The organism is Kitasatospora sp. NPDC002543, assembly GCF_053594915.1.
In genome coordinates this window covers 1-14109 of sequence record NZ_JBSFWR010000024.1, presented here as the reverse complement: position 1 = coordinate 14109, position 14109 = coordinate 1, and the positions used below count along the sequence as shown (strand labels likewise).

The window sequence follows — 14109 nt, the reverse complement described above, 5'->3', positions numbered from 1 at the left end:
ACTTCCACCTTTCCACACCTTTTGTCAGAACAGCCGAAGGTCGTTCTTGGGCTTCTTCCGTCCCCGCTTCGGACGCGCGTAATGCCATGGCAAGCTCTCCCGAGTCGGCCGCAATCCGTGGATCTCGGTCTCCCCGACAAGGCCCTTGAGGTAGGCCCGGGTTTCCTCGTCCGTGGAATAGAGCAGCGTCGCCCGGCTCGCCCGAGTCATCAGCACGTGGTAGGCGTGCCGAATCAGGCGGGCGAACTCCTCGTCACCGACGCTGCTCGCACTGACCTTCGGATCAAGCGATCCCGGGACTCTCACCCGTCTCACGCCTTGCGCCGACTTTTCCGTCTCCTTGCCTCGGCGGAACACCCACCGGCCATCCCGGCGCACCATGTCATCGCCCATGATCACTCCGCACCAGTCCCACTCGAGGCCCTGTGCGGTGTACACGCAGCCGATCTGGCCGATGCCGTTCTCGTGCATCGCCCACCTGACACCGGGCGGGGCGCCGTCCGCGCAGAAGCTGTCGCTCTTCGCGTTCCACGGCTCATGCCAGTCACCGATCCTGACATCCCGCTCCAGCCGTTTTTCCCGACCCAGAGGCTCGGTCCAAGGCCAGCAGTAGCCGGCAACCATACGCGCGGATGCCCCGGCGCTCTCCTCGCCGAGGATGATGTCCTTGAGCGCGTCCGGTGTGTCCACCACCTCGACATGCATCAAGCCGTCCGGCGTCCAGTGCTCAGGTTCGTCATCCGACAGACCGAGCAGCGCGTGCACCCAGCGGACGTACGCGTCACTGCCACCGCATCGGAACTGCTCGCGGAGGTCATACCGCACCACCTCGGCTCCGCGCCGATCAGCCGCCTGCTGGATCAGGTCGACCGTACCGACCTCCTTCGGACGAACGACCTGGCCTTCGTCGAGGAAGAAGACCGTCAGCCGGGACGCATCGAGGAGTTCGTCCACCTGCGGCCGAGATCCCTGCTTCTCCGGCGGCCAGAACCGGTTCTCGGAGCGGTCACGGAGTCGGTGTGCCTCATCGCAGATCAGAACATCGAGCGGCGGGTCGGGCGTCGTGACGTAATCGAAGAAGTAGGTGAAGGTCTCCTTGAACTCCCGGTCACCGACACCGACGTGCTCCTTCATCGCCGCGTTGAAGGCCCTGCTGCCGCTGGCGTAGTTGACGTTCCGGCTATCGGCCTCCAGCGCCGCCTTGATCTGCAGGCCGATAGCGCTCTTACCGGTGCCTGCGCCGCCGGTCACCAGGAAGACCACTCGTCGCTCGTCCGGAACCAGCGCGGGCTGCTTCGAGGAGGGAAGTACCTTGGCAGCTCTCTCCAGGATCTGATCAGCCACGTACTTCTGCCGCCCGCGCAAGGTGAAGACCGTGTCCGTGCCCCGGGAGCACATCATCGCGTCGAGCAGCGGTGCGTTGCGCACACCGAGGCCCCGCAGTAGCAGCTCGGCCTCGGCGCCGCCGCCGTCGGCGGCAAAGTGTTCCCGCAAGTCGGTCAGAAACTGGCGACGACGATCACCGGTGTACACCTGCGCATAGGCACCCGTCGGTGCGTCAACGTCGAGCAGCGGACGGACCGAGACCTCGGTGGCGTTGTGCAGGTAGGCGAAGCCACCGCACTCGATGTCGGCCGTGCCGAAGGGGCCCCGACTGCCGGTGAACGCGAAGTAGTACTCGCGCAGTTGCAGCGCAGGGTGCTTCTTGGGCTTCGCCATGCCTGCCACGTAGACCCGATCCGCAAAGGCCCGCTCGACCCTGGTCACCGTCGACCAGCGTTTCAGCTCCACCAACTGGACGGACGGCCGACCCTCTCGTGGATGGCGGCCCACCAGGACGACGTCCACGAGCCTGGGGCTGCTCCCCTTGATGTCCTCGTCGGCAGTCGCGGCGCACTCGACGACCATCTGCACATTGCCGCGATCAGCGGCGACCAAATCGTTCGCCAGACAGATCAGACTCTCTGCCCACGCGAGCCGCTCCGTCTCCGAAGCCTCGTGCTCCCGGAACTTTCGCCACCGTTCGGCGAGATGCGGCACCATCCGGCGACGCGAGTTCAGAGTGAGCAGATCCTGCGCCGACAACTTCAGCAGGAGCATGGGCACGAAGGGACTCCCCCAGACCAGACGTGTGATTCGTGCGGGTGGGGGCATGTCCTGGCGGGAAGCCTGTCGGGCCGCAAACAGTACTGCAGATCCTAGTTGCAGAAGCGGCCGTCAGTACACAATGAACATCCACGGCACTCCAGTCAAGAGATCGACCCGGGCGAAGATCCAGCCGTGCAAGACCTCCCGGGCAGGCGGTCTGCTTGTCATCCAGCGGTGGCGCCGCCGGCTCGAAGAGACCGGAGTCCGGCAGAAGGGGCCGCCTGGGCGCCCAGGGCCCGCCCGGATCCCCCGTGACCTGCTCGTTTGCACCCGGTTCCAGCGCTCGCCAGCCCGATCGTGCTGGTCCGCGACAACGTCCGTCTCCACCTGACCAAGCGGTCACGGGAATTCATCGCCCGCTAACTCCGACTGGTCCGTCGTCTTCCCGCTGCCCGCCTACGTGGCGGCCTCACCCCGCGGGAGTAGATCCAGTCACTGGACGGACAAGACACCGGGATCCGTCACGCGACACTGGATGCACAAGTACTCGGACCCCCGCTCAGGCACTCCGTTATAGGTTGGCCCAGTCATCAGCGCGGCCCGCCGGGCTTCCCTTCCGGGACATGCCCCCACCCGCACGAGTCACTTCGTGCTGCCTGGGAGCATGTCTTGCTGTTCCGCGACTCCGCGTCCGCGGTCGCCGCCGAGAGCCTGGCCGGATCACTGTTCGTGCGCCTCATCGACCAGTTCATCCACAAGCACGGCCACCAGCCCAGCCCGTCCGAGGTGCGCTCCTGGGAACGCAGCATCCCCGTCCTGACCAACGCGCTCCTGGACGCCGGACTCGGCATGGTCGAGGTCCTCCTCGAGTACTCGCTGCCCCTCAACAGCAAGCGCGCCGACGTCGTACTCGCCGGCGTCCACCCGAGCACGGGCGAACCGTCGTACGTGGTGGTCGAGCTCAAGCAGTGGAGCAGCGCGCTCCCGGAGGACGGCGAGCCCCTGCTCTGCCGGGTCGACGCATACACCCGCCCGGTGCTGAACCCGATCGAGCAGGTCCGCAGCTACTGCGACTACCTCATCTCCTTCAACGGGGCGCTCGCCGCCCACCCCGAGCGGCTCTCCGGCGTGGCCTTCCTCCACAACGCGACGGAGTTCGGCGTCCAGGGCCTCTACGAGGTACCGCAGGACGAGCGCGGCCGGCTCTTCACCGCCGAGCGCCGCGGGGAGTTCGTCCGGTACCTCCGATCGAAGCTGAAGCCGGTCTCCGGCGCCGAGGCAGCGGACGAGTTGCTCGCGGGCAAGGTGGCCCCGTCCAAGCAGCTGATGGCGGTCGCCGCCGACGAGGTCCGCGAGCGGGAGCAGTTCGTCCTTCTCGACGAGCAACGGGTCGCCTACGAGCTGGTGCTGCGCGCGGTCCGCCAGGCGCAGCAGTCCGATCACAAGGAGGTCGTCGTCGTCACGGGCGGCCCGGGTACCGGGAAGAGCGTCATCGCCCTGTCCCTCCTGGGTGATCTGTACCGGCGCGGGGTCACCGCTCTGCACGCGACCGGATCGAGTTCGTTCACCACCACCATGCGTCGGATCGCCGGGGCACGGAAGCGTGACGTGCAGGACTTGTTCAAGTACTTCAACAGCTTCATGACCGCCGAGCGCAATGGTCTGGACGTGCTGATCTGCGACGAGGCGCACCGGATCCGGGAAACCTCGGCCAACCGCTACACACGGGCTGCCCAGCGCACGGGGAAGGCCCAGATCGAGGAGCTGATCGACGCCGCCCGGGTGCCCGTGTTCCTGCTGGACGAGCACCAAGTCGTCCGGCCGGGCGAGATGGGCACTGTGGCCCAGATCCGGGCCGCCGCCGCGGTGAAAGGCCTGAAGTGCCAGGTGGTGGAGCTGGACAGCCAGTTCCGCTGCGGCGGCAGTGACGCCTACCTGAACTGGGTGGTGCGACTGCTGAACCTCGAGGCCGGTGGCCCCGCCGGTTGGGAGCCCGACGGCAAAGTCGCCCTGGAAGTCGTGGACAGCCCCCAGGAGCTGGAGGCCTTCCTCGACGCCCGTCGCGCGGAGGGCTATGGCGCCCGAATGTCGGCCGGGTACTGCTGGAAGTGGACCACGAAGGTCGCCGCCGGGGACCCGCTCCCCCTCGACGTGCACATCGGCGACTGGGCCCGCCCCTGGAACGTGTACGGTGACCGCTCGATCGCCGGCGCCCCGCCGGCCGCACTGTGGGCCACCGACCCGGCCGGCTTCGGCCAGGTCGGCTGCGTGTACACCGCTCAGGGCTTCGAGTACGACTGGAGCGGTGTCATCCTCGGGCCGGACCTCGTCTGGCGGACCGACCGGTGGGTCACCGACCGGATGGCGTCCAAGGACCCCGTGTTCCGCAAGTCCACCAGCGATGCCGACATCGACCGCCTGATCCGCAACACCTACAAGGTGCTGCTCACCCGCGGAATGATCGGCACAGTCGTGTACTCGACGGACCCGGAAACGCGCGCCAAACTGCGGGAACTGGTAACCGGACAGCAGGTAGGACAGATCGAAGTAGAGCACGGCCGCCACGACTGATCCAGGTCGAGACCGACCGCCTCACACGGGTCGGTGTGCAGCGAAGGCGGGAGGTGGAAGTCCAGGTGCACCTGCGCCAAACACCCCAGGAGCGCCGCCCCCTCCTCAGCGCCGGACGCAACTCGGGAACGAGCCTCCCGGTAGCCCCGCTGGCGCAGGAATGCTCGGACGGGACGGCCTACTTTTCGAGCAGCCACCTCAGTTCCTCCTCGACCGCGCTGCACACGGTGAACACTACGCCGGCTACGCGGCATACGTGGAGGGGACTTGGTCCCGCGGGCACCGCGATCGTCAGGCCGCGCCCGTGATTCGCCTGACCGCGGGCACGCGAAGGCCCGGGGCCCGGTCCGTGGTGGGCCGGGCCCCGGGTGGCAGGGCGGTCTCGGGCGGTCAGCCGGTCTCCGCGATCCAGGCCGCCAGTTGCTCGGGCGTGGTGGCCGGATCGGCCACCAGCTCGGACAGTTCGTCGTCCTGGTAGTGGGAGGTGGAGACCGCCGGGCAGCGGTGGCAGGCGTCCACGCCACGCTGGCGCCACCACTGGCACTGGGCCCGCAGGTGGCACCGGGGAACCGCACGGGCCTCGGCCGTGGACGGCACGGTCAGCACCCGGTCGACCAGGGTGCAGCTGTCGCCCTCGCGGTTGATGCAGTTCGAGACGCAGTGCGACGCGAACCGCAGCACCCGGGTCGGGGAGATCCCCTCCGGGACGGCTCCCAGCACGTCGGCCGCCGGCACCGGGTCGGCCAGGTAGGTCACCTGGCCGTCCGCGCCGGAGCGCACCCCGAGGACGACCGCCTCCGGGGCGTGCGCGTCGCCGCTCGGACACCAGGACCGGGTGGACTCGTCGGTTCCCACGGTGCTCACCTCCGGGTCAGCAGGGGGTGGGGATCTCGGAACCGGCGCCGATGCTCGCCTGGGCGACCCGCCCGACGCTGTTCTGGCTCAGCACGGGGGCACCGCCGGCCACCGGGCCGGCGCTCGGCTCGCCGATCCGGGTCTGCTCGAGCGCGACCGCCTGCCGCAGGCTCTCGTGCAGCTGCTGCGCCGAGGTGATGCGCTCGGCCTTGACGGGGGCGGCGCTCGCCGGGGCGGCGCCGGCGACGGCGAGACCGGCGGCGATCAGCGCGGCCGCGCCGGTGGCGGTGATTCGGGTGTGCTTCATGGAGCCTCTCCTGAGTCGAGCGGGTCGAGTGGGGTCGAACGACCGGACTTCGGGCGCAGGCAACAGGAGTAGCGCCCTGTCCTCGGCCGGCCGCCACTCTAGGAAGGTCCGGTGCCGGGGGACGGCAGTTGGCGGCGGCAGTTGGGCCCTGCCGGTGCCGGCTCCGCCGGGGCTCCCCGTTGCCGAAGCGCCTCTGCCGAAGCACTCCTGCCGACGTGCCCCGCGCCGACGTGTTCCCCGCCGGTCAGCCGTCCCCGCGCCGGCTCACTCCTCGCCCGTCAGCCACCCCCGCGTCACCGCCCGGGTGCCGGCCTGGAAGCGGCTGCGGGCACCGAGCAGCTCCATCAGGTCGGCGGCGATCCGACGGGCGGTGCGCGGCGAGACACCCAGCCGCTTGGCCACCGCCTCGTCGGTCAGGCCCTGGCCCAGCATCCTCAGCGCCTCGGACTCCTGGGCGGTCAGGCCGCGCCCGTCGCGGTCGCGGGCGGCCGAGCCGAGCGGGACGCCCTGGTCCCAGACCGAGTCGAACAGCGCGCAGAGCGCGGTGAGCGTGCCGTTGCCGGTCACCACCAGCGCGCCGGCAGCGCTGTTCTCCCCGTCGGTGGGCACGATCGCCACGCTCCGGTCCATGATCATCAGTCGGATCGGCAGCGAGGGCGCCGTACGGACCTCACCGCCCAGCGCCGACAGCCACTTCGCGTACGCCACCGTGGCGGGGCTGTTGCGCACGCTGTCGAGGTAGAGGGTCCGCATCCGGACCCCGCGGCCCAGCAGCTCCTCGTCCTGCGGCTTGGCCGCTTCCATGCTGGCCGCGCTCTGGGCGCCACCGGGAGCGAGCGTCATCACCTCGCTCCGCACCTCTCGCACCAGCACCCGGATCCGGTCCCGGATCTCGGCGATGCCGTTCAGCCGCTCGATGTCCGGCACGCTGTGCCGCGGCCGGTGCACCGCCAGGTCGGCCGCCAACTGCACGGCGGCCAGCCGGAGTTGCTCGACCCGCTGCTGCTCGGCCGCCAGCCGCTCCTGTTGCTGGACGATCAGCGCCTGGAGACCCAGCTCCGGGTCGACCGCGCGGTAGACCCGCCGCTCGTCCTGACACGGGCGGATCAACGCCAGCGTGCCGAGCTTGTCGAGAGCCGCCCTCAGGTCACTCTCGGCCATTCCGAGGATGGCGCAGAGCTCCCCCACCCCGGCATCCGGATTCGCGAGCAGTGCCCGATAGACATTCGTGCAGGTGCCGTCCAGGCCCAGCGCGTCCAGCACGAAACTCACCCCCCCTTGAGTCACGCAATTGCCACGAGGGTCGCATCAAAACACGCCGAACATAAAGTCGATTGGTGCCATCCTTCTTGAACCGGGGCGTATCGACGCGACCGCCGTCCACACTGGCCGGTTTATGACCCTGCATACAGCGGACGCCGACCCGCCTTGCCCCCGCCGGGGCCCCGTGCCCAAGCTCGAATGGTGCATCTTGTCCAGGCGCGAGTCCGACTCGCCACAGCGCCCGCCGAGCCCGAGCCGTTGACGGAGGCCTTCCTCCGCCACGCCACACCCCAGACGGAAGTCGAACACCTCTGTGTCCACCTCCTGGACCCAGGAGAGGTGACCATCAGCTTCTACGTCGCGACACGGTCATTGATCACCGCCGAACGCGTCGCGCGCACCGTCACCGAACGCGCCCTGGAACGCGAGGCGATCCTGCGGGGGTCCGTCCTGCTCACCTGCTCGGGCGCCCTGGTGACCGAGTACTACGACCGCCTGCTCGAACTCCCCGGTCGTGATGGACGGACTATGCGACTGCCGCTTCAGGACAGCGATCAGAGCTAGCGTGGAACGCCCCGGCACGGGAACCTGATGTCACCGGCCGGGGAGCGACCTCCGCGAACCGCGGAACCCGGGCCGGGCTGGGCCGGAACCACCCGGTCCCGACCGGGCCCGGCCGCCGCGAGCACCACCGCACGTGCCCCCGATCCACCGACACGCACCCCCAACGAAACGAGGAGACGCCCGTCGTGTTCAGCCGTCTGTCGTCCGTCAAGTCCGCCGCCGTGATCACCCTCGTCGCCGCCCCGATCCTCTGCCTCGCCGCCACCACGTCCGCGGCCACCGGCTCCCACACCGGCGCCCGGACCTCGGCCTCGTCCACCGAGACGGACACGACGACCCCCCAGCGGCAGGCCCCGGCGCCGGCCGTCGCCACACCCACCCCCAGCAGCACCGCCACCAAGACCACCGGCTGGGACTGACCGCGGGCCCCCGCCCGGGCCCTGCCGCCCGGGCGCCCCTGGCCGGAAAGGGCCCCGCCGACCCCTTCCGGCCGCCACCGGCCCTTTCCGGCCAGAATCCGGAGCGTCCCGGCACCACCCGGAACCGGAATGTCCCGTACCACATCACCGTCGGCGACTGAAGGCGTGAACCGGCCATCCGCCGACGCGAACGCCGTGCCCCGACGAGCGACGGTGATCCCAGCCACCCCACAGGCCCCATGAGTCACACCAGTCACAGCAGTCACAGCGATCGCTCCCGCCCGGGGCGCGGCTCCGTCGCGCCGGACCGCCGTCGCACCGCGCGCCCGCCGGACCGGAGGGCCGTCACGCCGCGCACCGGTCGGTGACGTCCCCGTCCGGTCCGTTCACCTCGATCCACCTCGATCACCTCATCCGCCTCGTTCACGCCGCTCACCCCGGCCCTCCGTCCGCGTGCCCGCGTGCCCGCGCCGTCGCGCTGCTCGTCACGCCGAGCCGCCCGGACCGCTCGGACCGCCGAGGCCGCAACCGGCCAGGGTCGAGGGCCCCCACCGACGACCGACGGCGCCCCGGCCTGACCCCTGCCTCGGGACAGCCGGGACGGGCCGCCGAGCACACCCCGGCCCCGGAGGGCAGCACTCGCCTGCCCGCACGCGCCCGTCGACCGAACGCCGCCGCGGCCCGCGCCGCCCCGCCCCCATGCCCGCACGGGCCGCACGGGCCGACCACCCGACACCACCCTCACCTCGTACCAGCCACCCCAGTGGAGAAGCAGTGCAGACGTCTCACAAGGTGAATCGCTTCGGATCCCTTCTCCAGCTCTTCCGCGCCGAGGAGGGCATGACCCAGCAACAGCTCGCCGACTTCTCCGCGATGAGCGTCCGCGCCATCCGCGATCTGGAGCGCGGCCGGGCCGAACGGCCCCGCCGCGACACCGTCCGGATGCTCGCCGACGCCCTGCGGCTCGAGGCCGACCGGCGCGACGCCTTCGAGCGCGCCGCGATTCCGTGCCCCGACATCGACCGGTCCGACTACGTGGAGCTCCGGCTCTCGCCCAGGGAGATCGAGTTCGAGTACGCCACGATGCTGCTCGAATCGCTGTCCGTCGACTCCGGCGACGGCGACTGGGCCGAGGCGCTCAACGACATGGCCAAGCAGAACTGGCGACTGGTCACCGTCGACCGCGGTGTCGCGTTCCTGGAGCGCCGGCTCGACCAGGGGTGAACCCTCCCCCACCGGCCGGAAATCTGCCGCTGAAGGGTGACGGGAAGCTGCCGCCCGGAACTGCCGCCCGGCCGGAATTCCACCGCCTAGATTCACCCCTGCAGGAATTCCACGAAGACGCCCACAAAGAAGCGAGGGCCCCGGCATGTCCGAGCACGAGCAGCAGGAATCACCGATCGCGACGGTGGAGCGCCCGCTTCCCGGGACCCCCCGCGAACACCTCTCCTCCGATACCACCCGCACCGTCCTGCGAATTCAGCACCGCATGCTGATGGCGATCCGCCGTCATCTCGACGAGAACGGATTCACCGAGCTGCACGCCCCCGTGATCGGCCCGGTGACCGACCCGGGCTGCCGGGGCGCCAAGCAGGTGGACATCGACTACTACGGCCGCCCCTACAAGCTGATGACCAGCGCCATCCTCTACAAGCAGGCCGCGCTGAACGCGTTCGACAAGATCTTCTGCATCGCCCCCAACGTCCGCCTGGAGCCGCCGGAGACGGCCAACACCAGCCGGCACCTCGCGGAGTTCCACCAGATCGACGTCGAGGTGGCGGGCTACACCCGCGAGCAGATCATGGGCGTCGCCCGGGACATCGTGGTGGCCGCGGTCCGCGAGATCGTCACCACCATGCCGGACGAGCTGAAGAAGCTCGACCGCGACCCGGCGGCCTTCGCCGACCTGCTGGAGAACCCCTTCGACGTGATCACCCACACCGCGGCGATCGACCGGACCGGCGGCGACCCGCACGCCGAGATCGACTGGGCCGCCGAGGCCGAGATCTCCCGCGAGGCCTCCCGCCCGTTTTTCGTCGTCGACTACCCCAAGGGCTCCCGCGGCTTCTACGACCGCGAGAACCGCGAACAGCCCGGCCTGCTGCGCAACTTCGACCTGCTCGCCCCCGAGGGCTACGGCGAGCTGGCCAGCGGCAGCGAGCGCGAGTTCGAGTACGCCCGCATCGTGACCCGCATGCGGGAGACCGGCGAGAACCCGGCGAAGTACGGCTGGTACCTGGACATGGTCCGGGAGGGAATTCCGGGCAGCGCCGGCTTCGGCATCGGATTCGAGCGGCTGACCCGGTACATCACCGGCGTCGAATACGTCTGGCAGGCCAGTGCCTACCCGAAGGTCCCCGGCGTCCACTCGGCCTGATCCCGGAATTCCCGGGCCGAGGTTCGAGCCGGTGTTTCGGCCCGGTGTTTCGGTCCAACGATTCGTCCACGGAACACCGAACACCGAACGCGGAACACCGAACGGGAACACCGGCCCCGGAACACCGGTCCGGGAAAACGCCCGGGGCCGGGCGAACACATCACCGTACCGAGAGACAGCAGCAGAGAAGGCGGAGTGAGCGAGATGTCGGCCGATCGTGACGAGCAGCAGTGGTGGCAGGAGCGGCTCGCCGGACTCACCGGACAGACCGGGCCGCTGCTGCCCGTCACCCCGGAGGACGGCGAACCCGCCCCGGTGTCCGGGCAGTTGACGGACACCGCGGTGGCCGGCCTGCACGAGCTGGCCGAGCTGGCCGGCACCGGCCCGGAGGCCGTGCTGGTCGCGCTCACCGCCGCCTTCCTGGGCCGGATCCGCCCCGGAGCCGACCCGCTCGTCGCCGTCCCGGCGCCCGGCCACCGCGCGCTGCCCGTCCGGCTCGACCCGGCCCCGGGCGCCACCCTGCCGGAGCTGGCCCGCCGGGCGGCGGCCGCCACGGCCGAGGCCGTCGCCCACCGCGGCGTCCCCGCCGAGGAGTTGGCCGCCGCACTGCCGGCCGCCCGCCGCGACGGCTACGGGGCGGCCGGCCCGCTGGTGCTGCTCGGCGCGCCAGCCGGCCACGGCGGCCACGAGGGCCTGGTGATCGCCCTGGACCCGGCCACCGGCCTGCTCACCCTGCGGTCCGGCCCCGGCCGCGTCGGGGCCGCCGAACTCGCCGTGCTGCACGGCTCGTTGCTGGCCCTGCTGGAGTCCGCCGGACGCCCCGGCGGCGACCACCGCACCGCCGAGGAGCTGGACCTCCTGGACGAGCGCTCCCGGCACGCCGCCCTGACCGGGTGGAACGACACCGCCGCCCCGACCGACGGCTACCCGGAGAACGTCGTCGCGGCCTTCGCCGCCCAGGTGCACCGCGCACCCGACGCGGTGGCACTGCGCACCGCGGACGGCCCGCTCTCCTACGCCGAACTCGACCGCCGCGCCAACCGGTTGGCCCACCGCCTGACCGGCCTCGGCGTCGGCCCCGAGACCGCCGTCGCGGTGCTGATGGAACGCTCCGCCGAGCTGATCGTCGCCCTGCTGGCCGTGCTCAAGGCCGGCGGCGCGTACGTCCCGCTGCACGCCACCTACCCCGAGGCCCGGATGCGCTCGGTCATCGAGCAGACCGGCGCCCCCGTGCTGCTCACCGACCTCGCCACCACCCCGGGCGAGGCCTTCGCCGGCCTGGTCCGCACCCTCACCGTCGACGCCGACCCGGAGCTCGCGGACTGCCCCGACAGCGCGCCCCGGACGCCGTCCGTCCAGGGGGACCGGCTCGCCTACGTGATGTTCACCTCCGGCTCCACCGGCGCCCCCAAGGGCGTGGCCGTCAGCCACCGCGACATCCTCGCGCTCACCGCCGACCGCTCCTGGGACGGCACGGCCCAGGACCGCGTGCTGGTGCACTCCTCACACGCCTTCGACGCCGCGACCTACGAGATCTGGGTGCCGCTGCTCTCCGGCCGCCAGGCCGTGCTCGCCCCGGCCGGGCAGCTGGACGCCCCGCTGCTGCGCCGGCTGGCCGAGGAGCACGACATCAGCAGCACCTTCCTCACCACCGCGCTGTTCAACCTGATCGCCGAGGAGGACCCGACCGTCTTCCGCACCCTGCGCCAGGTGTGGAGCGGCGGCGAGGCCTGCTCGCCCGAGGCCATCCAGCGGGTCCTCGACCTGTGCCCGGACACCGAGTTCGTCCACGTCTACGGCCCGACCGAGACCACCACCTTCGCCACCGCCCTCCCGCTGCGCGCCCCGCACCGGGTCGGCGCCACGGTGCCGATCGGCCGGCCGATGGACAACGTGCACGCCCACGTCCTGGACGACGCGCTGCGCCCCGTCCCGGTCGCCGTCACCGGCGAGCTGTACCTGGGCGGTGAGGGCCTCGCCCGCGGCTACGTCCAGCGGCCCGGCCTGACCGCCGAGCGCTTCGTGGCCAGCCCCTTCGAGCCCGGTGCCCGGCTCTACCGCACCGGTGACCTGGTGCGCCGACTGCCCGACGGGACTCTGGACTTCGTCGGCCGGGCCGACCACCAGGTGAAGATCCGCGGCTTCCGGATCGAGCTCGGCGAGATCTCCGCCGCACTGGCCGCGTTCCCCGGCGTCGGCCTGCACACCGTGGTCGTCCGGGAGGACCGGCCCGGCGACAAGCGGCTGGTCGGCTACGTCGTCCCCGGCGACGGCTCCGAGCTCGACACCGCCGCACTGCGCGCGCACGCCGCCGCGCTGCTGCCCGAGTACATGGTCCCGTCCGCCTTCGTGGTCCTCGACGAGCTGCCGCTCAACTCCAACGGCAAGGTCGACCGCGCCGCCCTGCCCGCCCCGGTCGCCGAGCCGACCGACGGTCTGCGCGGCCCGCGCACGGCGGAGGAGGAGGTGCTGTGCGCACTGTTCGCACAGCTGCTCGGCCGGGAGCAGGTCGGCATCGACCAGAACTTCTTCGACCTGGGCGGCAGTTCACTGCTCGGCATGAAGCTGGTCAGCCGGATCCGGGCCGCCCTGGGCGCCGAGGTCCCGTTCGCGGTCCTCTTCCGCGACCCGACCGTGGCCGGCGTCGCCGCAGTGCTGCGGGACGGCGGCGAGCGACGCCCGGCGCTCACCGCGACGGCCGTCCGGCCCGAGCCGCTGCCGTTGTCGTACGCCCAGCAGCGCCTCTGGTTCCTGCGGGAGTGGGAGCAGGGCGGGGCGACGTACAACATCCCGCTGGCCCTGCGACTGCGCGGGCCGATCGACCGACAGGCCCTCCAGGCAGCCCTGGACGACGTGACTCACCGTCACGAGGCCCTGCGGACGCGGTACCCGGCGGTGAACGGCGAGCCGTACCAGGAGATCGTGCCGGACGCCTCGATCCCGCTGCTCACGGCCGTCGTATCGGCGGAGGAACTGGCGGAGCGGGTCGCCCGCGCGGCCGCCCACGCCTTCGACCTCGCCACCGACATCCCGTTCCGCGCCGAGCTGCTGGAGCTCACGGAGGACGACCACGTCCTCGTCCTGGTGCTGCACCACATCGCCGGCGACGGCTGGTCCATGGCCCCGCTCGCCCGCGACCTCTCCACCGCCTACGCCGCCCGCGCCCAGGGCACCGCCCCCACCTGGGCACCACTGCCCGTCCAGTACGCCGACTACACCCTCTGGCAGCGCGACCTGCTCGGCGACGAACACCACCCGGCCGACCCCAAGGGCGCCAACGGCTCCGAGGGTGCCGACGGCCTCGACGGTGCCGACAGCCCGGCCGCCCGACAGCTCGCCCACTGGTCGGAGCTGCTGCGCGGCCTCCCCGAGGAGCTGGCCCTCCCGCTGGACCGGCCGCGGCCCGCCGTCGCCTCGCACCGCGGCGAGGTGGTGACGGCGGTGGTCGACCCGGAGCTGAACGCCGGGCTGGCCGCGCTGGCCCGGGAGAGCGGCACCACCCTGTTCATGGTGCTGCACGCCGCGGTCGCCGCTCTGCTGTCCCGGCTCGGCGCCGGCACCGACATCCCGCTCGGCACCGCCATCGCCGGACGCACCGACGAAGCCCTCGACGACCTGGTCGGCTTCTTCGTCAACACCCTCGTCCTGCGCACCGACCTCTCCGG

At 71.3% G+C, this 14109-nt stretch carries 10 protein-coding genes and 1 pseudogene; 6 read left to right on the top strand and 5 right to left on the bottom strand.

Features of this window, described 5'->3' with window-relative positions:
* Positions 1-24 precede the first annotated feature (24 nt).
* Positions 25-2100: a DUF2075 domain-containing protein gene (locus ACWD4P_RS13505; RefSeq protein ID WP_449779697.1), complete on the bottom strand. Its 2076-nt coding sequence runs from the start codon at positions 2098-2100 to the stop codon at positions 25-27.
* 657 nt (positions 2101-2757) lie between these two features.
* Between ACWD4P_RS13505 and ACWD4P_RS13500 the strand changes: the two genes are divergently transcribed.
* Positions 2758-4659, top strand: coding sequence for a DNA/RNA helicase domain-containing protein (locus tag ACWD4P_RS13500; RefSeq protein WP_449779696.1), 1902 nt, complete (start codon positions 2758-2760; stop codon positions 4657-4659).
* Here ACWD4P_RS13500 and ACWD4P_RS13495 read toward each other — a convergent pair.
* From ACWD4P_RS13495 to ACWD4P_RS13480, 4 genes and pseudogenes are all read right to left on the bottom strand, one after another.
* Positions 4659-4813 (bottom strand): annotated as a pseudogene (locus tag ACWD4P_RS13495) (phosphorothioated DNA-binding restriction endonuclease); the annotation flags it as partial. The gene ACWD4P_RS13500 and the pseudogene ACWD4P_RS13495 overlap by 1 nt on opposite strands.
* 236 nt (positions 4814-5049) lie before the next feature.
* Positions 5050-5514, bottom strand: a complete 465-nt coding sequence (locus ACWD4P_RS13490) for a hypothetical protein (protein WP_359816896.1) — start codon at positions 5512-5514, stop codon at positions 5050-5052.
* 16 nt (positions 5515-5530) lie between these two features.
* Positions 5531-5821 (bottom strand): hypothetical protein, encoded by a 291-nt coding sequence (locus tag ACWD4P_RS13485; protein WP_449779695.1) that lies wholly within the window; start codon positions 5819-5821, stop codon positions 5531-5533.
* A 264-nt stretch (positions 5822-6085) separates the two neighbouring features.
* Positions 6086-7093 (bottom strand): LuxR C-terminal-related transcriptional regulator, encoded by a 1008-nt coding sequence (locus ACWD4P_RS13480; protein ID WP_359816892.1) that lies wholly within the window; start codon positions 7091-7093, stop codon positions 6086-6088.
* A gap of 330 nt (positions 7094-7423) precedes the next feature.
* On the opposite strand from ACWD4P_RS13480, the gene ACWD4P_RS13475 reads away from it, so the two are divergent.
* The 5 genes from ACWD4P_RS13475 to ACWD4P_RS13455 all read left to right on the top strand — a co-directional run.
* Positions 7424-7648, top strand: coding sequence for a hypothetical protein (locus ACWD4P_RS13475; RefSeq protein ID WP_449779694.1), 225 nt, complete (start codon positions 7424-7426; stop codon positions 7646-7648).
* A 185-nt stretch (positions 7649-7833) separates the two neighbouring features.
* Positions 7834-8067, top strand: a complete 234-nt coding sequence (locus tag ACWD4P_RS13470) for a hypothetical protein (RefSeq protein WP_359816888.1) — start codon at positions 7834-7836, stop codon at positions 8065-8067.
* Between the two features lie 699 nt (positions 8068-8766).
* A complete protein-coding gene (locus ACWD4P_RS13465; protein ID WP_449779693.1) occupies positions 8767-9291 on the top strand; it encodes a helix-turn-helix domain-containing protein in 525 nt (174 codons plus the stop codon).
* A gap of 145 nt (positions 9292-9436) precedes the next feature.
* On the top strand, positions 9437-10444 hold the full coding sequence (locus ACWD4P_RS13460) for an asparagine synthetase A (RefSeq protein ID WP_449779692.1): 1008 nt from the start codon (positions 9437-9439) through the stop codon (positions 10442-10444).
* A 204-nt stretch (positions 10445-10648) separates the two neighbouring features.
* Positions 10649-14109: amino acid adenylation domain-containing protein (locus ACWD4P_RS13455; protein WP_449779721.1), on the top strand; the 3461-nt coding region annotated here is incomplete at its 3' end.

Bases quoted from the DNA above. Each gene is read 5' to 3' on its own strand.
- ACWD4P_RS13460 (WP_449779692.1), top strand. From the start codon at position 9,437: ATGTCCGAGCACGAGCAGCAGGAATCACCGATCGCGACGGTGGAGCGC.
- ACWD4P_RS13485 (WP_449779695.1), bottom strand. From the start codon at position 5,821: ATGAAGCACACCCGAATCACCGCCACCGGCGCGGCCGCGCTGATCGCC.
- ACWD4P_RS13505 (WP_449779697.1), bottom strand. From the start codon at position 2,100: ATGCTCCTGCTGAAGTTGTCGGCGCAGGATCTGCTCACTCTGAACTCG.
- ACWD4P_RS13465 (WP_449779693.1), top strand. From the start codon at position 8,767: ATGCCCGCACGGGCCGCACGGGCCGACCACCCGACACCACCCTCACCT.